Below are 20,420 nucleotides of genomic sequence, written 5' to 3'. Positions count from 1 at the left end.
ATGATCCAATATAATCATTGACATGATCTTCCCTGTCTTTCACACATATTGCAACGAAAATAATCAAGACATGGGGAACGAGCTTGCGGCCACACGGTTTCGCATATGGTGCGTTATTGCGCCCTGCGTTTGAGTACTGTTCAAATTGGCCGCAGCCTATCCGTTCCTCAACAGGTTTTGTGAGGCAATAGGCGTGTCGGAAACAGTGGGTATCAGGGAAATTGAACAAGCTCGCGACAGGCTGCAAGGTCATGTTGAGCGCACCCCGCTTGTGCGATCAAATGCCCTAAGCAAATTGTCGGGAACAGACATATTTCTTAAACTCGAAAATCGACAAACGACTGGCAGCTTCAAACTGCGTGGCGCAACGAATGCCGTACTAGGCCTTCCAGCATCCAAGCGAAAGTTCGGCGTTGTCACGGCTTCAACGGGAAATCACGGCCGCGCATTGGCTCATGCGGCTTCCTTACAAGGCCTCAAGGCCACGATCTGCCTGTCTTCGCTCGTTCCACAAAACAAGGTTGACGCTATTCGGCGACAGGGTGCCGATATTCGCATTGTCGGAAAATCTCAAGATGACGCGATGGAAGAAGTCGCTCGTCTCGTTCGCGACGACAAGATGAATTCGATCCCACCATTCGATGATCCACATGTGATCGCAGGCCAGGGAACGATTGGCCTTGAACTGCTGGAAAGTGCGCCGGAAATTGAAGCCGTACTCATTCCGCTTTCCGGTGGCGGGCTCGCAGCGGGTATAGCTGCGGCAATCAAGGCGCATAAGCCGATGGCCCGCATAATTGGCATTTCTATGAAACGGGGTGCCGCGATGCAAGCAAGTCTTGCTGCCGGTAGGCCTGTGAATGTGGAGGAAGTGGATACACTGGCGGACTCGCTTGGTGGCGGTATCGGCCTTGATAATCACTGGACCTTCGCTATGTGCCGCGACCTTTTGGACGACGTTGTTCTTCTTGAAGAAGAAGAGATTGCCGAAGGCGTGAGACATATGGCGATCTACGAGAACGAGATTGTTGAGGGCGCTGCAGCCGTTGGCATTGGGGCGCTTCTCAGCCGGAAAGTTGAGGTTTCGGCGCCGACCGCGATCATTGTTTCTGGTGCCAATATCGACCCCAGACAGCATCGCATGATCATGACTATCAGCGCAGAGAGGGCAAACTGATGGCCGAGATGCGGATACTGAGCGAAGGGGATCTCCGCCAATTCGTAGCGCTCGATCTGGAGAGTATTGCCTGTGTTGAGGGTGCGTTTCGTGCACTTGCAAGTGGTAAAGTCAGTATGCCTCCGATCCTTCGGCTCGACATTCCTGCCGAGCGGGGCGAAGTCGACGTTAAGACCGCTTATATTCCCGGCCTCGACAGTTTCGCGATCAAGATCAGCCCCGGCTTCTTTAACAATCCTTCGATTGGTTTGCCCTCAACCAATGGCTTGATGATCCAGTTTTCCGCGAAAACCGGGCTGATCGAAGCATTACTGCTCGACAATGGCTATCTGACGGATGTGCGAACAGCCGCGGCGGGCGCGGTCGCTGCAAAACATCTGGCGAGGGAGGACGCGAGCACGGCCGCAATCTTTGGCGCAGGCATACAGGCCCAATTGCAGCTCGAAGCCCTGACGCTGGTGCGCCCGATCAAGGAAGCCCGCATCTGGGCGCGCGATTTCGCAAAAGCGAAAAGCGTCGCAGCTACTCTTGCACAGAAACTCAATATTCCTGTCATTCCGATGCAGGATGCCCGAAAAGCCTGTGCGGGTGTTGATATTATCGTCACGACCACCCCATCTGAAAAGCCGCTTCTCGACGCTGACTGGCTGGAACCAGGGCAGCATCTCACTGCGATGGGTTCTGATGCTGAACACAAGAATGAAATAGATCCCGCGATCTTCCGCCGTCCAGTCCTCTACGTTGCGGATAGCTTGAGCCAAACACGCAGGCTGGGTGAATTGCATCATGCGATTGAAGCCGGGATTGTCAAAGCTGACGCCCCATTCCCTGAACTAGGAGAATTCATATCGCAGAGTGGCAGCTTCCATCGCAATTCTGAAGACATCACATTCTGCGACCTGACGGGGACGGGCGTTCAGGACACCGCCATTGCACGTCTTGCGACTGAGCGGGCGACCAAGCGCAACGCTGGCACCAAAATCGACTCGAACAAATCTGCTGGAGACAATCAATGAGCGTTGAACTCAATTTCACCCGCACCGAGTATGATGCCAGAATTGCCAAGACCAGACGCGCCATGGAGAAGGCCGGCTTCGATATCATTATCGTAACGGATCCATCCAATATGCACTGGCTAACCGGCTATGATGGCTGGTCTTTCTATGTCCATCAATGTGTCGTCCTTGCCATGGATGGAGAACCGATATGGTATGGGCGTGGTCAGGATGGAAACGGTGCAAAGCGCACGGCCTGGATCAGCCATGACAACATCATTGGCTATCCAGATCACTATGTGCAGTCGCTGGAGCGGCATCCGATGGATTTGCTAGCGGCCATTTTTGACGGCAAGGGCTGGGGCAATAAGACCATCGCGGTGGAGTTCGACAATTACTGGTATACCGCCGCCGCCCATCATGCCTTGCAGAAAAATCTGCCGAATGCGCGTTTCAAGGATGCGCAGGGGCTAGTGAACTGGCAACGCGCAGTCAAAAGCCCCACAGAGATTGACTATATGCGCAAAGCGGGCCGCATTGTCGAAGCCATGCACAAACGCATCGTCGACACGATCGAGCCGGGCATGCGCAAATGTGATCTTGTGGCGGAAATCTACGATGCGGGAACGCGTGGCGTCGGGGAATTTGGCGGGGATTATCCAGCCATCGTGCCGCTCTTGCCGTCAGGCCCAGATGCTTCGGCCCCTCATTTGACTTGGAACGACTTACCGATGAAGTCCGGTGAAGGTACGTTCTTTGAGATAGCCGGTTGCTATAAGCGCTATCATTGTCCACTGTCTCGCACGGTCTTTCTCGGCAAGCCCACACAGGCATTTCTCGATGCCGAAAAGGCCACATTGGAGGGGATGGAAGCGGGTCTTGCAGCCGCCCGTCCCGGCAATACATGCGAAGATATTGCCGCCGGATTTTTCGGCGTTCTGAAAAAATATGGCATCGTGAAAGACAATCGCACTGGCTATTCGATTGGGCTTTCCTATCCACCAGACTGGGGCGAACGCACAATGAGCCTGAGATCCGGCGACCGCACTGAATTGAAGCCGGGCATGACTTTCCACTTCATGACAGGGCTTTGGCTCGAAACCATGGGGCTGGAGATCACCGAAAGCATCGTCATTACCGAAACCGGCGTTGAATGCCTTTCAAATGTACCGCGCAAGCTGGTGGTCAAGGACTAGGCCTATCATGATGCACACAACGCCACCTTCCCGCCCTTCCCCAATCACGCCGAGTGTCGATCTCAACCGAGATGGGGTCCAGCATGGTCATTTGCGGCTGCCTTGGTCGCGGGACGATTCCGCCTGGGGCTCAGTGATGATCCCCATCTGCGTGATCCGCAACGGCGACGGTCCGACAGCGTTGCTGACTGGCGCTAACCATGGCGACGAATATGAGGGTCCCGTTGCGCTATATGATCTCGCAGCAAACCTGATGCCGGATCAGATCAAAGGTCGCGTTATCATCGTGCCAGCGATGAACTTTCCAGCCTTTCAAGCGGGTACACGCACCTCCCCTATCGACAGGGGCAATCTCAATCGCAGCTTTCCGGGTCGTCCGGATGGTACTGTGACGGAGAAAATCGCCGACTACTTTACACGCTATCTGTTGCCGGAAGCCGATATCGTTCTGGACTTTCATTCAGGAGGTCGCACGCTGGATTTCCTGCCCTATGCGGCTGCGCATGCTTTGCCGAACAAAGTGCAGGAGAAGCATTGTTTCGCCGCTGTCAAAGCCTTCTGCGCGCCCTATTCCATGCGCATGATCGAGATTGATGCTGTAGGCATGTACGACACAACTGCAGAAGAAGCCGGGAAGCTCTTTGTAACAACCGAGCTCGCCGGTGGTGGTACCATATCCGCCCGAACGGCTGCCATAGCCAAACGCGGCATTCGCAACCTTTTGCGTCATTCCGGCATTCTGGAAGGTGAGATAGAACATTCGCCGACTGTCTGGCTTGATATGCCATCACAGGATTGTTTCGGCTTTGCAGACACAGATGGCCTTCTGGAGCCTCTTGTTGATCTGGGTTCCGAAGTTCGCAAAGGCGATGTCATTGCCCGGGTGCATAGCATCACGCGAACAGGCGGCGCACCGCAGGAATATCGCGCAAAACTCGACGGTGTTCTGGCTGCACGTCACTTTCCAGGACTCATCAAGATGGGTGATTGCCTCTCGGTTATCGCCACGATCTGCGAGGAACCCGTCGCGGGTTAGCGTACCAAACGAGACACGAAAGCAAAAAGCCGGTGCAAAACAAAACCGGTAATCTCAAAGAGGAGTGAACACGATGCGCATGAAACTCTATACGATCTCCGCCCTGCTTTCAGCGGTGGCCACGGTTGCTCTGACATTGCCATCACAAGCCGTCTCGATCGACGATCTTAAAAGTGCTGGCTTTGTTCGTGGAGCAACTGCCAACGAGATGCCCTATGGCTATATGGACGAAAGCGGCGCGGCCAAGGGTATCGGTCCCGATGTCGCGGCAGCGATCTTTAAAAAGCTTGGCATCGAAGAAGTCGACTGGACCGTGACGCCGTTCGGCTCTCTCATCCCCGGCTTGAAAGCCAAGCGTTTTGAATTTGTTGCCGCTGAACAGAATGTCTTGCCAGAACGCTGTAAGCAAGTGCAGTTCACGGTAGCTAATTCCAGCTATGGTGAGGGTCTTCTGGTACCCAAGGGTAATCCCAAAAACATCCACTCATACGACGATATCAAAAAGGACCCTTCCCTGAAGGTGGCGATTGTATCGGGGGCAGATCAGATCGACTTTCTACATGGAATGGGGATCGACGAATCCCAGATCGTCATGATTCAGGGCAATGCCGACGCACCATCCACGGTGCAAACCGGACGGGCTGATGCCTATGCCGCGACCGAGTTGACGGTAGCAAAGCTTGTCGAAAACTCGCCGCAGCTGGAGCAGGCTCATCCGTTCACCGATCCTGTCGTTGACGGCAAATCGGCTCGAAGCTTCGGCGCTTTTAGTTTCCGCCCTGAAGACAAGGACTTCTACGCGGCTTTTAACAAAGAGCTTATCGAATTCAAAAAGACCGATGATTACAAGAAAATCCTGACAACATATGGGCTTAGCGAAGAAAGCGTAGAAGCTGCTCGCTCGGCTGACACAGCGGCGCTCTGCAACGCAAAGTAAGCCTATCAGCACCCGCCGGTCTCAACAGGGGTCGGCGGGTCTAGTCTTTTCTCTGCCCGGGAGACGACCCTATGCATTGGACGGAATATCTACCCGCCCTTTTCAAAGGTGCCCAAGTCACCATCATTCTGGCTCTCAGCTCGATGGTGATTGGCACGATACTCGCATTTGCTGCTGGCATAGCCCGCTTTGCAGGCGGAAAGATACTGTCGACGATTGCCGTGATCTATATCGAGGTCTTCCGTGGTACCTCGCTTCTCGTGCAGCTATTCTGGCTCTACTATGCTTTGCCGCTTATCGGCATTTCCTTTGACCCGATCACGACCGGTATCATGGGGTTAGGTCTGAATATTGGTGCTTATGGTGCGGAAGTCGTGCGCGGCGCACTGCAGGCAGTGCCGGAAGCACAACATGAAGCTGCGCGAGCGTTGAATTTTGGCAAGCGACACACGCTATTTCACATTGTCCTGCCGCAGGCAATCGTCGAGATGATGCCAGCCTTCGGTAATCTCGCCATCCATAATCTCAAAGATACTGCTCTTGCATCTCTGATCGCTATCAGTGATTTGACGTTTCAGGCGCAGAGATTGCGTAATCTGACGCTGGATAGCGTCACCATTTATTCCCTGACGCTGCTTGGTTACTTCGCGATGGCTCTCGTGCTTGCAACCGCAATCAGATGGCTGGAGCGACGTCTCCGACGCCAGACAATGGCCGGAGGTTTCGCATGATATATGGATATGCCTGGGACACCTCGTCCACCCTATCCTTCGCCATATCGATCCTGCCGATCCTCGCCATTGGCCTGACTGTAACGCTGAAAGCCGCAGCGACCGGTTTTGCCATCGCTTTGGTACTTGGACTTGTCTTCGCACTTCTGCGTCGCAGCCAGCTCAAGATCGTATCCTGGCCGACCATCGTTGTTGTGGAGTTTTTGCGCGATACCCCACTCTTGGTGCAACTCTTCTTCCTCTATTATGTGCTGCCGGTCTACGGCATCGTCCTGCCCGCGTTTTTGACAGGAGCGCTGGCACTTGGTCTCCAGTATTCGGCCTACACGTCGGAAGTTTATCGCGGCGGCATCGAGGCGATTCCTCGTGGACAATGGGAAGCAGCGCGCGCGCTCAACCTAACGCCATGGCGGACGTATCGCGATATTGTCATTCCGCAAGCAGTGCCGCGCATCGTCCCAGCCATGGGCAATTATCTGGTGTCGATGCTCAAGGAAACCCCGGTTCTATCGGTGGTCAGCATTGTCGATATGCTCAATCTTGCCAATTTGATCGGTGACCGCACCTTCGAATATCTCGTGCCATTGTCTATGGTCGGCCTGATCTTCCTTATCCTGACGCTCATCTGCTCGGCAGCCATCCGTCTGCTTGAACGCACACTTCCAAAGAACGGGATCGCTCTCAAATGACCCAGGAAATCATTCGCTTTCAGAACGTCGTCAAACGCTTTGGAGCACTGACCGTATTGGATCAGTTCAATTTCTCGGTCACGACTGGCGAGAAAGTTACGCTCATTGGCCCATCCGGTTCCGGTAAATCTACCGTACTGCGTATTCTCATGACGCTGGAACCCTTTCAGGAAGGTACACTGGAACTAGGGGGCATGCCCTATCATGAGGCGGGCGGCAAGGAACCATTTCATGCCAGTGAAGCGCATCTACGCAAGATCAGATCGCATGTTGGAATGGTGTTTCAAAGCTTCAATCTCTTTCCCCACATGTCCGTATTGCGCAACATCATAGAAGCGCCGGTTCATGTCCTCGGCCTCAAACGGGCCGAAGCCGAAGCACGCGCGCTGGACCTGCTATCGCTTGTTGGCCTTTCAGACAAGAAGGATCACTATCCATCGCAACTATCAGGTGGCCAGCAGCAGCGCGTCGCCATCGCGCGATCTCTGGCAATGCGTCCTCGCGTTCTGCTTTTTGATGAACCAACATCGGCACTCGATCCCCAGTTGGTCGGCGAGGTACTATCGGTGATACGCAGCCTCGCACAGGAGCATGATCTTACCATGCTTCTGGTGACCCATGAGATGCGCTTTGCGCGCGAAGTCTCTGATCGCGTGTGCTTTTTTGATAAAGGGCGCATCTGCGAACAGGGCACGCCGGAGCAGATATTTCATACGCCGAAAGAACAGCGAACCAAAGAGTTCCTCCAGTCCGTTCTATAAGGTCAGGCGATGGCGCCGACGTCATAGACAGGAGGAAGCTGCGCGCAGGTCTCCCGGATCGTCTCGAGTGCCTTGCGCAAGGCCGTGCGGGATAACCGCCCGCCAAGGCAAATCCGGATGCCTCCTTGGCCACGATCGGCGCCAGCAACAAACGGGTCCGATGGCGTCACCGCAACTCCCTTATTTGCCAGCGCCCTCACCAGCCCGTCTTCCGACCAATGACGCGGGATCTTGAGCCAGGCGCACAGAGACAAGGGGTTGCTCCCCGCTATCAGGGGCCCCAGAATATCGGTGACCTGTGCCTGTCTTGTCCTCAATTCGCCGCGTTGGAGTTCTAGCAACTCGTTGACGGTGCCATCCTCGATCCAGCGGCTTGCCATTTCGCCCAGAAGGTTAACCCCGCTCCAGCTGGTCACGCGCAAGATGGACGCGACACGGATGGAATATTGCGAAGGGACAACAAGATAGCCGGTGCGGAGGCCCGTCATGACGGTCTTTGTAAAACTGGTTACAAAAAAGCCGAGCTCGGGGAGCAATTCCGGCATTGAGGGTAACCGCTCTTCGAGGATCGGTTTATACACTTCGTCTTCGATAACACAGACATCATATCTGGCTGCGATTTCGGCGATCGCCATTCGGCGTTGCGCCGACATGAGATGGCTTGTGGGATTGCCCAGTGTTGGGATCAGAACAAGTGCGCGTACATCGTCCGCTTTGCAGGCCAGCTCCAAAGCATCTGGAATGACGCCCTGCTCATCGATTGGCAGGCCGCGCAAAGTAAAGCCCAGCACGTTTGCAAGCCCGATAATTCCATGATCGGTCAAGCGCTCGGTCAATACAACCTCACCCGGCTGAACAATCGTCGCGACTGCGAGAAACAGGCCATGTGCCGCGCCATTTGTAATGACGATGCGGCCCGGATCGACATCAACGGATAGACCGCGCAACCACTCCTGAGCAACCGCGCGATGACGATCCAGACCGGCTATCGGGCGACAGGGCCGCATGAAGCTGGCATTTTCCGATTGGCTCAACTGTTCGAATAGATGCTTTGAAGCCCGCTCATGCGCTTCTGTATAGACAGCCCGAATAATCGACATGTCAGACGTACCGCTCGGGTCACGATCCAGCATGAAACGATCCGCACGCTCTGTCACGCGATTGCAGACATATGTCCCGCGCCCCACTTCCCCGCGCAGATATCCGCGTCGTTCGGCCTCTTTGTAGCTGATACTGACGGTCTGAACCGAAAGACCAAGCTTGTGCGCCAGCTCGCGATGGGTTGGCATTTGCGTTGCCGGTTGCAAAATACCGTTCTCGATGTCGTCTACGATTTTTTCCGTCAGAAGTCGGTGCTTGGTTGCGCCTTTGCGCAGCTCCAATACGGGTTTCCACATGCGCGCACTGGCTCCATCAGGACAAAATACCGATTGAACTGTTATAGTGGTTTTTTGTCATGATATACAGACCAAATCCGGTTCAAGGGCCCTTCACCCACACATTGTGAAATCAGGCTTTTGTGGTCGTGTGATCGAGCCGATGCCTTTGACCGAACATGCTTTGACCTCGCAATAACCCTGAAATCAACTCTTTGCCGTCACATTGGACCTGTGCACTGGCCACGTCGCCCCAAATCGCCTCTAGCAGAATCTCTGGAAAGGAAAGATGATGCCAAGAATTGTATCGCTTGCATTCGTAACTCTCGTCGCCCTGACCCCTGCCGCAATGGCCCAGCAACAGGCACCGCAGCCGCCGGCAAATACGGCACCTGCGACCGAGCAACCATCGACGGCACCGACGATACAAACTGTGGCTGTCGTTGACATCAAGGAACTCCCGGCCGAAAGCCAGAAAGAAGTTCAGGCCGTTGTCGAAAAGCGGAGTGCTGACGATCTCACCAAATTACGCACTTCGGTGAAGACGTTCCCGCAGGCACGCGAGGCCCTTCAACAGAAGGGTATGAACGAGCAAGATGTCATTGCAGCCAGTCTTTCAGAAAACGGCGCTTTGACCCTGATCACAAAAAAGGCGAGTTAAGCTGTAGCGCATACGCGCTGCCTTTGTGGATCACTCGTTTGTTGAGACAAAAGTCGGACCGGAAAGGTCCGATTTTCCAGATCACACCTCACTAAAACTGGTTCGAAGTGTGACGATATCGTCGTGATACTCAATACGACCATCGCGGATGATAATACCGCAATCGCAATACTGCATGATCTGCGATATTGAATGCGAAACCATGATCACCCGCGCATGCGAGATTTTGGCGTCAAGTGCGGTCTTGGATTTGGCTTTGAAGCGCTCATCCCCCACGGCAATAATTTCATCGATCAGATAACAGTCGAAATCAATAGCAAGGCTCATGCCAAAGGCCAAACGTGCTTTCATCCCGCTGGAATAGGTTTTGACCGGAAGATGGAGTGCCACACCGAGCTCGGAAAAATCGCCCACATAGTCGATCATCTTCTCCGTATCCTGCCCGTATATCCGCGCGACAAAACGGATATTTTCCAGCCCGGTCATTCCTCCATTGAACCCGCTTGAAAAGCCGAGCGGCCACGATACACGGCCATGCCTTAGAACGCGCCCCCGGTCTGGCAGTTCGGTCCCAGCAATCAAGCGGATCAAAGTCGATTTTCCGACCCCGTTGGGGCCAAGAATGGCAATATTCCTGTCTTTCGGAAAAGAAAAACTGATGCTGTCGAAAATGACCTTTCTTATCCCGTTGGTTTTATAGGATTTAGATAAATCGATCAGATCGATCACGCGGCTCTCCTTTTTCTGAAAAGTCGCTCTCCGCTAAAGCCTGCTGTCATAAGAACAAGTATCGATTTCAACAGATAGGCGCGGTCCAGAACCGTACTTTCATAGTTCGGGTAGAAGCCATCACGCATCCACTCGACCGCGTGCAAGATCGGGTTCCATGACAAATATGCAAGAATATCGGGGGGCAACAGGCTCGGCACATAGAAAATTCCGGACAAGAAAAACAGCGGACTGGTGACGATCTTCTCAACATGTCGCCAGGAATCCCACAGTGACAGAATGACGGCATTTACAATTCCGAAAGCCAAGCCCAAAAGTGCTATAGCTGCAAAAGCTTCCATCGTCCTGCCAGGATGGGCGGGCATGCCGCTTGTGTCCCACAGCATAATGCCACAGAAGACCAGCATGAATATAACGGCATAGGTCGCAGTGATCAGTGTCGCACGCGCAAGCAAGACATCCAGCTCCTTTATTGGTGGATAGGTCAGTAACGCCTTGTTCGCTTCAAATGCCGCCATCAGTGAAGACGATAATTTGCTGAAGAACTGTAGCGTCAGAACGCCTGTTGCGAAGAAGAGGGCGAAGCTCGATCCATAAGGCGGATTTCGCCCGGTGAGCGTGAACACCATAACAAGAACCGCTATGCTCGTGACTGGCACAATCACCGCCCAAAGATAACCGATGTGGGATGCGCCGAAAGCTGCGCGCGTTTCGCGTAAAACAAGCGCTCCAATCACATGGGCCTGCAATTGCAGCAACCCCATCATGACAAGTGATCCCGTATGGAATAGACCATGAGAGCAGCAAGCCCCCACAGCGCAGCAAGGATTGCACCTAACTCAAGACTGTTGAAAATACGTTTGGGATAGAGCGGATATTCCGGCAGCAACGGCGCTTCATAGATCGCCAGATAGCGTTGCTGTCGTCCTGCTTCCACCCGCGCTTTTTCCAGTGACGAAAGCGCCGAAGCATAGGCTTGTTGGGCAAAATTGCGTTCGACTTCAAGTGTCTCATAGGTAGCGAGTAATTTGGACAATGCCGTGTCAGGCAAGTTCTTACCGCCTGCGCCTTTCGTTGCCTCCAGTTTTTTTGCGGCAATCTCCTGTTGGAGCGCATCGGTCTGGCGTCTGAGAATTTTGAGCGAAGGCGAGTCTTCGTCCACAGTGCCGACGAGCGCAGCTATTCTGGCTCGCCGTTCAGCCAGTTCCTTCTCAAGCCCACCGACAATTTCGATCTGGACCTGAGCACTTCGTGTCGGGTCGATCGACTTTTCATCATCACGGAAAGAACGTAATTTTTCTAATGCATTACGAAGTCTGTCTTCTGCATGCGTCACCTCGCCCCTGGCAAAGGAAACAGCATCCGTTCTTGCCCGTTCCGATAATTCGTTCACGAGTTCCGTACAATAACGCAAAATGAGATCCGCGATTTTCTTCGAATCTTCGGGCGTGAAAGCATTGACCTTGAACGAGATGACGCCCGAAATATTGTCATAGGATGTCTGGATCATTCCACCCCAATAGTCGACAACGTGTTCAATATCACTACCAGAGGGAAGATGGGAGATAATGTCCGGTCCATTGGAAGCATAGGCAAGTCGCAGCGGGAAATCTTTCTCAAGCTTTTCAACCATGCTGCGGCTTTTGATGTATTTGAGCAGAATGTATGAATCCGACGTTGTGCTTCCGGCATTTGCAATGCCGGTGAATGTCCCAAAGAAGTCCCCGCCGCTTCCGGCGTCCATGCTTCTGACTGCAAATCCGACGCTTGCGATATAACGGTCTGAAGCGACAAATGCGAAGTACAATGCGCCCAGTATCGTGGGAACTATCACGAAAACCACGAACGAAGTCGCCAACAAGCGACGTCTCCGCTTTTGAGGCCGGAGCTTCTTTTGTGCGGGTGTCTCAATCTCTGCTGACGCGTGCTGCATCTTCAGGGATACGACTGTTCTATTGGCTTCGTTCAATTTCCGTTTCCACCGTGTGACTTCTCGGTGGCAAACCCGGTACCGAGCTGAGGGATAGGAACTTTGCTTTAATTGCTTTGGTTGTGCGCATGGCAAGCTTATAGGCCCGCCTCCACAATGAAATTTGCAGGCGTGAGTGATCACGCCACGCAACCAGTTCCTGCACAACACGCTCTGGCGTGGTATAATGCCCGGTTACGGAGCTCACATATACTGGATATTGGATCAGGGTTCCTGCGACGAGTTCATCCAGACTTAGCTGCCGCTTTCTGGTAGCGGGAACGACGTCTACCGTGAGCCCCCAACCCGAATAGAATGGCTTTCCATAGCAGGTGACGGGAATATTTCTCAGAAGTGCTTCGAAACCCGTGAGCGAGGTCATCGTGTGGACTTCATCAACCACACCAAGCACTTGAGCTATTCCAGCATCACACAAAATCTCATCACAATAGGTGCTGAATGGAGTGTTTTCCATTCCTCCGAAACGTAAACCTGCTGTCACGTCTGGATGGGGTTTGTAAACGATATAGGCATCGGGCCTAGATTGGCGAACAGCCTTCAACAACTCGATATTCGTAGCTATCAGCGGCGCGCCCCAACGCAGCGAAGCATCGTTCTCAACCTGACCTGGCACCAGAATGACGGTTCGTCCCTCCTGAGGGCGACTCCACATCGCCTGCTGAACATTGTACTTGGAAAGTCCGGCAGCAACTATACTGTTACGAAGTGCCGCCGCGCGTTTCAGAAGTCGTTTATCCGCATCAGTGTTCGAGAGGATTTCGGTAAGAGCGGATGCTTTCGTTGCATCATAGTAGATGCCTGTGTCATCCACTACCCATGACAGCGGAGGTGTCAGTTCTGCACCCAAACCCACAGACCTAAGGAAGCCATCCTCAACTTGACGAACGGATAATGGGTTACAGATGCCCGGAGGATATTGCTTTCCCCAGATCAAAACATGTGAATTGGCCGGTACAGTCTCACTGCTCTCGTGAAAATCAATTTCAGCACCGGCAGTGAAACGGCGCAGGATTGGTTGCTTCCATTGGCTGAACCCGACAGCATGCAGCTTTCGGGGCAAACGCTCTCGCATGGCGCGTTGAAATGCTAGATAATTGATCGCGTGCTCCACCTCGCAGCTTTGCCCATTCTCTGGATCGACATATCGAGCGTAGCCAATCAGAGCTGCATGAATGAGCTTTTCGATACTCACCTTCTGGCGTCTGATTGGTGACTGTTGTTCATCTTGTGTCAGACCCCACCCGCCATAAAAAGGCATGCCAAAGCAACGGACTTCCTTGCCCCAGATCAATGCTTCAAAACCGATCTGAGATGTAACTGTATAGACCCGTTCGCAATTCTCTATCAGTCGGACGGGATGGCAGTTTTCGGTAATCCACTGGACGCGCGGATTTTCTAGAACCGCTGAATTGGTCAAGTAGCCTCGTCGCTTGCGGGTGAAAACGTCCGGGTGCGTTTTGATAATGACGGTGCAATCCGGGTTTTCGCTTAGGGCAGCAAAGAGCATATAATGGAATGCACGTCTATCGGCGCAGCCATAAGAAATTGACCGGTCTCCGCAGACCTGATCAACAACGAGAACATACCGATCTGGCAGGACGTCATCATATTCACGAGCGAAATTATATTTGGAAACGCGCCCTTGTCGCCATGATTGAATGAGTGCTTGCGCCCGGTCGAACTCAACCAGCGAAAGCGGCTTCGCAATCAGATGTTCAAGGCGGCTCGGACGCGTTCCATCGTAATAGATGCCTATATCGTCTTGGACGAGCGACATGGATGGATCGTCGCGTTCCACCGAACGCAAAAAGCCATCTTCCAGTGCCAGAAACGGCAATCCCCAATAGGTAGCGAGACGTTCTGCAAAACGAGACTGCAAGCTGCGGCCCCAACCGGCCAGAGCATCGATATCACGCAATCCGCTGAACGGGACATAGCGGGGCTCGGCATTGAGCAACGCAGCCAGATTTGACAATCGCGCGGCCTGCGCAGATAGAAACCCCAATCTTTTCAAAGCCGGGGCCCTTTCAGTTAACTCGATCCATGATTTGCCCGAGGCGATGCTTCCACGTGTGATGCCGGAGCACGTGATCGCTCCCTGCGCGAATACGTTCGCGATCTGTGGGAGACCAACCATCCCGGGAAAGCCTGTTGAACAAAGCGCGCGCTTGCTCCTCGTCGTCAACCATTTCGCAGAAATCCCGGAAATGGCGAATAACGGCGGGGGTGGTGTTTGTCACGGCGAGGCCGCCACTGGCGATGATCTCGACCAAACGCCTTGAAAAGGCGGTTCGGGAATTATCGACCGTATTGACATTGAGGCAGGCAATATGACGGCGATAGACATCGGCTGTTCGTGTATGGGCAATCGCCTTTTTGACGTTAATCCAAGGCCGCTGCGGAAAGCGGTATTGTGCTGACCGGCGATTGGAATTGCGGTTATAGACCGTCAAGCCAATCTCATTAGCAGCCTCAAATGCCATATCCTGCCATTGGCGACGATGAGTATGGAGATGTCGGCTATAGCTGCCGACGAAAGCAAGTCGGCGATCTGGTTCAATCCGCGCCGGATAGTGGATTGCGGGTTGAACGGCGAACATCAATACGTCGAGCGTTACCGTGTCTTTAAGTGCCGCCCGATAAAGTGGAATCGTGTTTTCATCGACAGTGAAGATATGCTCGAACAGACTTGCCGAAGCGAGAAAACGATCAAAATGTACGCCGTCCTCGCGGTTCCAAAACACGGTCGGGACATTTCCATCCCGTGCACGCCCTACCAGACAATCCAGCACCGCATTGCTACGTTCCGGATGATCAGGGTAGGAAGCAATACCATAGCGCCAGCTACCCCAGAAACCCTCCCACGCGGATTCAACCAGCAGAAGATCGGGCTTCCAATGGTCGAAAACATAGAGGCTGTTCCAATAGGTGAGGTTCATCACCCGGCATTCGTGCGACAGGCAGGTCCGTGTCGGTTCATCGGCAATCAGGGCAATCTTGAGACCGGAGAAGATGGACCGTTGTGGGGTCAAGACGAAACCTCCGCATGGAGGCCGCAGATCAGAGTCAGCTCCTGACGAATGATCTCGTCAGCGCTGCTTTGGTTGCGAACGCGTTTGGCTGCGGCCTTCGACATATCCAGGAATTTCTGCGGATGTTTGTATAAATCGGCGATAGCCGTTGCCAGTCCGGCAGCATCTTCTGGTTTGGCCAGATAACCGCAGGTTTCGTCCAGAAATTCGGGTATGGCGGATATTCCGGTCGTAACCGGCACGAGCCCAGAAGACATTGCTTCATCCCGGGAAACACCTTGCGAATCCCATCGCGTCGGCGTCAAGAAAACCCCGTAATTTTCCTGAAGTGCGACAATTTCCGTATGGGAGACAAAGCGCTTTTCCAGAAAAACATTCTTGAAGCCCTGAAGAGGTTGGGTTTCCTCGTCGAAGAGTTGCCCGTCGCCAATCAAGCGGAACTCAAGAGCCGAAAAGAACGGCTCATCCTTCAGTGCCAGTATGGCGCCAACGGACAAGTCATTGGCATATTTCTTGGAAGCGTAGGTTCTGATCGACAGAATCCGCTGGCGGTGAGAAATGTCTTTCTTGCGATAAGCGAAAAGCTCTGTATCAATCGGATTGTGAATGATGGAATATCGCCATTCTGCAAGGCGGAACCCCAGATCTTCCATCACCTCTTCAGAAAAGTTCTTCGACACAAAGATGATGTGCAGATTGTCATGCTGCTTAGCCAGTAGCGTCTGCCAGAACTCGAGCCTCTGCTGGCTTTTGGCCTTTTCTGCCTGTCGCTCCATATCATTGCGGAAATTGAATTCTCTGCGATGCCAGGGCTGAATTTCCGCACCATGAATCCAGACATTGACCCTGACCCGATCGATATGGCGTTCCAGCACCTGCCACATTGCCGGATCAAGAAAATGCACGGCAACGCTATCAAACTGCCGGTCGCTAATCAGCTTGTCCAACGCTTCCGCACCACCTGTTGTCACATCAACATCTTCGAACTCGTGATAGCCGAGAGCGCTACTCGTCTGAAACCTGAAGACATCGACAGGCACACCGTGCTTGAAATAGTGCTTAATCCGACTGTGCACGAAGCCATTCCGATAGAGGTCGTCATAGCGGGGATAGTGGTTGGTCAGAACGAGGTGGCGCGCTTTCCCAAGAAGCGTGCCTGGCACCATTGCTTTGTGGCCTTTGAAAAGCCTTTTGACTTCAGCGGTTCCAGGACCGTAAAGGCGCAAGCCGATACGAATGAGGGCTGCACCTTCCGGCAGGGTGCAAGTGGCGTTCTGGTTGGCATGGAATATTTCGTGGCTGAGCTTCTGCTTCTTTGCGTCGAGATAAACCAGCACGCACTGGACATTTAGTCCCGGGGTCGTTTCCAGATGGAATTTTGCAATGCCGGAAAAGCCGAGCGCTGCCGGTTCCAGTTCTTTGGCGGCATAAACATATTCATGCTTGCCATCAGGCAAGGTTGACGACATGTGCCAGCTCTGACCTTCAACCACCAGTGTCAGACATTCGCTGCCTGATGTCTTGAAAAGGCCAGCCAGTTCCGGCGCAGCAATCGCGGAATCTGCTCCCGCCGGCATTGCATCGGGCTTGATTGCCTCAGCATGAGCGATCAGGGACTCCATGCTGAGGCCCATATCGAAACTCGCATCGTCAACCAGTTTCAGGGCAGTTTCGGTCGCCGATGTTCCGTTCTCACAGTAATTGAATTCGTCGACAAACAGCGCGCGATCAACAGTAATAACCTTCTGATGAAGACCCGCGATCCAATCGCAAACCGCTTCATTTTCAATGACCGAGACCGCGATCAGCGCCGCCTTTGCCATCACCGTTTTACCGGGACGATAGCGTTGGCCGGTGTCGCTCAAACTGATCCCATCGGCTGAATCCTGCGCATAGTAATGGTCACGCTTACCGATGGCCTCGCCATCGAAATAGCGTGTCGCCAGCGCAAGATCGGTCAGATAGTTAGGACCATAATAATCCACCGCAATCATACCCGCGACGTAACGGGTGTTGCCGGCAAGCGAAGTGAAACGCGTTTCCAAAAGACGTGCACTGTCAACCACATGGACTATATCTTTCTCCTGCGGTCCGACTTCAAAGCCGTTAGTGATAATCAGAAGGCGCTTTTGCCGGTAGGCCTGACGCTGAAAACTCGCCCGTATCCGATCAAATGCCTCGCGGTCGTCCGCATATGCGACCACCAGAATATCCGGGAGCAGTTGGGCCGGTTGGGTGCGCAACGCCTTTGAAGCAACGTAAGCGAGGCGATCCTGCATCGTGTGTTCACTCAAGACCTTGCGCAGTCCTGCCAGCCTGAATTTCCGCTCCATTGTTTCATTGGCAATACCATCAAGTCGCCGGATGATTTCCGCACCATTATCGCTGCAAATCACCAAGTCGCCGAAGAGATTACGTACTCCACGTGAAAAGTTGCTGATCGTAACTGTATTGCTTCCAAGCAGCTCGTAAACTCGTCGCGCGAACATGCTTTGCGACTGTTTGATCGAATTCATGTTGATAGCATGCGTGTAGGCCTTATAGGCTCTTTCGATCTGATCGTAGGGAAGATGCCCCACAATGAAGGGCTGAAACTCTGGTGGGAACTGATAGCGTGGGTCATCCTGTCCGTAGTTGCGGTCATAGATTGCCACTTTATGATTTTCGGCTAGCGCCGAAATGATACTCGCCAGATCTCCGTTGCGTTCGGGGTAACGGGCATAATAGGCACCCGCAAAGGAGAAGGCCTGTTCGCGAGCATAGATTTCAATCGGATTGAAGCGATTTGTGGGGCAGGCAAAAGGCAGGAGCCAGACATTGTCATGTCCAAGCGCTGCTTTATAGCGCCCGATACAATCAATATCTGTCGTGAACACATGATCGAACAGCACGGCCGTGTTCAGGAATGTCTCGTAATGGACGGGATCTTCCTTATTCCAGAAAACGGTCGGTATTTTTCGATGCCTGCACCACTCCACCAGCTCGACCAAATGGTTGCTGCGATGCCCGACCTGATTGCCCCACAGCTCATCTTTTCCGCGCCAGGCAGATTCAACAAACAGGATTTCAGGCAAGAAGGCCTCAAGTTGCTCACGCCAGTCGGCTGGCGTTAGTTGCAGTAGAACGGCTTCATTCTCGTAAGACGCATAGGTGAAGTCGTCCATGATGCAGGCAATTTTCAATGCCTTGAGTTGTTGAGCACTATAGCCCGCCTTTTCGAAGGTGATTGAGGGCAGCTTGGGCGCTGCGGGAACCAACCGGGCGGGTTTCAAATCACCCTTGGCGCGCCGCCTGGCGTCTTTTGATATATCCCGAAGACGCTGCGGCAAAAGCGCAAGACCCTGCCAGGATTTGCTCGCCTGAATAAGCGCAAAGCCGAGCTGGAACGAAATCATATTGCGCGTCCGCAGCGTCTTTGCCTCCGCCAAAACTCGCGCCCGTTCAGCAGCATCGACCTTGTTTTGCAGCGTCATGATGTGAGCGCTGGAGCGCTGAACCTGTCGTTGCAATTCTTCATAGCGTATTCCGCCGCTGCGTATGTCCAACTGCGCAGCTTCAAGCCTGCCGGATGTGGCTTGATGCAAACCTCTTTCGGCTTCCAGTTCCTTTTGGGTCTGATCGTGAACGAGTTTTCGTTGCACCGCATCGGTACGCAATCGCAACAAACTATGTTCAGCATCGGTCAGGCTGGACGACAGCGACGCGATTTTCTCATCCTTGCCTGTAAGCTCAATTTGCAGTTCGCCAATTTTACTTTCGAGAACCCGACGCTGGAACCGCTCGCTCTCCTGCAACTTCGCAAACAGCTCAAGCTCGGCCTTTCCCTGACTGACGATCGCAAGCGCCGCTTCCAGTTCGCCAGAGAGACGTGTGATTTCCTGATCCTGATCGTCGCGTTCGGCGCGCAGCTGTTTTAAACGGCCCGTCGCAATATTCGTCTCGTTTGTCTGTGTAGTGAGGCGTTCACTGGCTTCCTTCAGCAGCGTCTCGACCGCCTCAAGGCGACCTTCTGCCAAAATAACCTTTTTCTCAGCCACGAGCCGCTCGCGCCGCTCGGTTTCCAACGTTCCGGCGAGCTGCTCAGCTTCACGTCTGAAACGTTCCGTCAAAGTTTCAAGAGCTGCATGTTCAGCCGACAAGCGGGCTATATCTTGGGCAGACGCTGCTCTTTCCAGCTTTGCCTTCTGCAAGCTGTCTTCCAGCAGATCGACATTATCGGCTATCTCTGCGTCTTTGCTTCGATGGAGATGTATTTCTGCATTCAGCGCCGCAATTCGCTCCTCCGCGAGCAGCTGAATAATCTCCGCCTGCGATATAGTGTCGATCAAGGTATCGTTCTGATCGCTGACTGCTTGCAGCCGGGTCTTCAGCTTATTGATCTTGGTGGTCAACGTGCCCGATTTAGCGATCAGATCACGTTCAACTTGTTGAAAGGCTTGCTCCACTTCCAGAAGCAATGCCTCGGGCGGCATTTCATCCAGATCACGCGTTTCTTCGCGCTTTCGACCGGTAAAGCCAATCCATTTGCCGAAAAACCTCACTTCCTTGATGTCAAAATGTGTCGAGAGCAGGCGCCACGGTGCGAGCAGGTAGAATGTATGCTTGTGGTCTGGCCAGTCATTGACGCCAAAGGGCACGGTGACAATGAGGGTTCCGTCTTCATTGAGTAATCGTGCCGCAGCGGTGACGAATTCATCCGGCTTCGTCAAATGCTCCAGCACTTCGCTCATGATGACGGTGTCGAATGTTTCGGCTCCGAAATCCGTGCCTATGAAATCGCCATGAATAAACTTGACGCTTTTCTGGACGTGCGATGGCTCACGCGCAATGAACTGGCGCGCCTCGTCGATTGATCTCTTTGAAATATCCAGAGCAATGACGGAACGTCGTTCCCGTCCAAGTAGAATGGACGTGATGCCCTGACTACAGCCGACATCGAGAATGCGCATACCTGTAGCACGAGCACATATCCAGTGGATGCGCTCGCGCGTGGATTGGGCAAACTCTTTGCCAAGCTGCCCTAGATAGGCTTCCATAATGCGGTCATGCAGATCGGGCAACGGCACGGCGTCCGTAATCCCGGTTGCTATTGCTTGTTCAGTCATATCTG

16 protein-coding genes are annotated in these 20,420 nt (G+C 53.4%); 9 read left to right on the top strand and 7 right to left on the bottom strand.

Annotated features, from left to right (window positions below; translation table 11 throughout):
• Positions 1-193 precede the first annotated feature (193 nt).
• From eutB to ehuA, 8 genes are all read left to right on the top strand, one after another.
• A complete protein-coding gene (gene eutB, locus FGI60_RS13115) occupies positions 194-1,177 on the top strand; it encodes a hydroxyectoine utilization dehydratase EutB (RefSeq protein WP_138785573.1) in 984 nt (327 codons plus the stop codon).
• Positions 1,177-2,193, top strand: a complete 1,017-nt coding sequence (locus tag FGI60_RS13110) for a cyclodeaminase (protein WP_138785572.1) — start codon at positions 1,177-1,179, stop codon at positions 2,191-2,193. The genes eutB and FGI60_RS13110 overlap by 1 nt, the downstream gene beginning before the upstream one ends.
• Entirely contained in the window at positions 2,190-3,368 is a 1,179-nt protein-coding gene (doeA, locus tag FGI60_RS13105) for an ectoine hydrolase DoeA (protein ID WP_138785571.1), read from the top strand. The genes FGI60_RS13110 and doeA overlap by 4 nt, the downstream gene beginning before the upstream one ends.
• Positions 3,369-3,375: 7 nt before the next feature.
• The gene (gene doeB / locus FGI60_RS13100; RefSeq protein ID WP_138785570.1) at positions 3,376-4,404 is read left to right on the top strand and encodes a N(2)-acetyl-L-2,4-diaminobutanoate deacetylase DoeB; all 1,029 of its coding nucleotides are present in this window, start codon (positions 3,376-3,378) and stop codon (positions 4,402-4,404) included.
• A 73-nt stretch (positions 4,405-4,477) separates the two neighbouring features.
• Positions 4,478-5,341, top strand: coding sequence for an ectoine/hydroxyectoine ABC transporter substrate-binding protein EhuB (gene ehuB, locus FGI60_RS13095; protein ID WP_138785569.1), 864 nt, complete (start codon positions 4,478-4,480; stop codon positions 5,339-5,341).
• A 71-nt stretch (positions 5,342-5,412) separates the two neighbouring features.
• Positions 5,413-6,072 (top strand): ectoine/hydroxyectoine ABC transporter permease subunit EhuC, encoded by a 660-nt coding sequence (gene ehuC / locus FGI60_RS13090; RefSeq protein WP_138785568.1) that lies wholly within the window; start codon positions 5,413-5,415, stop codon positions 6,070-6,072.
• Positions 6,069-6,761, top strand: coding sequence for an ectoine/hydroxyectoine ABC transporter permease subunit EhuD (gene ehuD / locus FGI60_RS13085; protein ID WP_138785567.1), 693 nt, complete (start codon positions 6,069-6,071; stop codon positions 6,759-6,761). The genes ehuC and ehuD overlap by 4 nt, the downstream gene beginning before the upstream one ends.
• A complete protein-coding gene (gene ehuA, locus FGI60_RS13080) occupies positions 6,758-7,522 on the top strand; it encodes an ectoine/hydroxyectoine ABC transporter ATP-binding protein EhuA (RefSeq protein WP_138785566.1) in 765 nt (254 codons plus the stop codon). Before ehuD ends, ehuA begins: the two co-directional genes overlap by 4 nt.
• 2 nt (positions 7,523-7,524) lie before the next feature.
• Here ehuA and ehuR read toward each other — a convergent pair whose 3' ends face one another.
• A complete protein-coding gene (gene ehuR, locus FGI60_RS13075; RefSeq protein ID WP_138785565.1) occupies positions 7,525-8,919 on the bottom strand; it encodes a MocR-like ectoine utilization transcription factor EhuR in 1,395 nt (464 codons plus the stop codon).
• 268 nt (positions 8,920-9,187) lie between these two features.
• Here ehuR and FGI60_RS13070 point away from each other — a divergent pair, with 268 nt between their 5' ends.
• Complete coding sequence (locus FGI60_RS13070) at positions 9,188-9,559, top strand: hypothetical protein (RefSeq protein WP_235889805.1); 372 nt, start codon at positions 9,188-9,190, stop codon at positions 9,557-9,559.
• An 81-nt stretch (positions 9,560-9,640) separates the two neighbouring features.
• Here FGI60_RS13070 and FGI60_RS13065 read toward each other — a convergent pair whose 3' ends face one another.
• The 6 genes from FGI60_RS13065 to FGI60_RS13040 are packed head-to-tail and all read right to left on the bottom strand — an operon-like array spanning position 9,641 to position 20,415.
• The gene (locus FGI60_RS13065; RefSeq protein ID WP_138785564.1) at positions 9,641-10,288 is read right to left on the bottom strand and encodes an ABC transporter ATP-binding protein; all 648 of its coding nucleotides are present in this window, start codon (positions 10,286-10,288) and stop codon (positions 9,641-9,643) included.
• Positions 10,285-11,055: an ABC transporter permease gene (locus tag FGI60_RS13060; RefSeq protein WP_138785563.1), complete on the bottom strand. Its 771-nt coding sequence runs from the start codon at positions 11,053-11,055 to the stop codon at positions 10,285-10,287. The genes FGI60_RS13065 and FGI60_RS13060 overlap by 4 nt, the downstream gene beginning before the upstream one ends.
• On the bottom strand, positions 11,052-12,257 hold the full coding sequence (locus FGI60_RS13055; protein WP_138785562.1) for a lipopolysaccharide biosynthesis protein: 1,206 nt from the start codon (positions 12,255-12,257) through the stop codon (positions 11,052-11,054). The genes FGI60_RS13060 and FGI60_RS13055 overlap by 4 nt, the downstream gene beginning before the upstream one ends.
• Complete coding sequence (locus FGI60_RS13050; RefSeq protein WP_171058769.1) at positions 12,241-14,253, bottom strand: capsular polysaccharide biosynthesis protein; 2,013 nt, start codon at positions 14,251-14,253, stop codon at positions 12,241-12,243. Before FGI60_RS13050 ends, FGI60_RS13055 begins: the two co-directional genes overlap by 17 nt.
• Positions 14,254-14,305: 52 nt before the next feature.
• Positions 14,306-15,310, bottom strand: a complete 1,005-nt coding sequence (locus FGI60_RS13045; protein WP_210238441.1) for a CgeB family protein — start codon at positions 15,308-15,310, stop codon at positions 14,306-14,308.
• The gene (locus FGI60_RS13040) at positions 15,307-20,415 is read right to left on the bottom strand and encodes a methyltransferase domain-containing protein (RefSeq protein WP_171058768.1); all 5,109 of its coding nucleotides are present in this window, start codon (positions 20,413-20,415) and stop codon (positions 15,307-15,309) included. Before FGI60_RS13040 ends, FGI60_RS13045 begins: the two co-directional genes overlap by 4 nt.
• Positions 20,416-20,420: the final 5 nt, after the last annotated feature.

This window comes from Brucella haematophila (genome assembly GCF_005938105.1).
In the GTDB taxonomy this organism is placed as follows: domain Bacteria; phylum Pseudomonadota; class Alphaproteobacteria; order Rhizobiales; family Rhizobiaceae; genus Brucella; species Brucella haematophila.
This window is presented reverse-complemented; position numbering and strand designations above follow the sequence as displayed.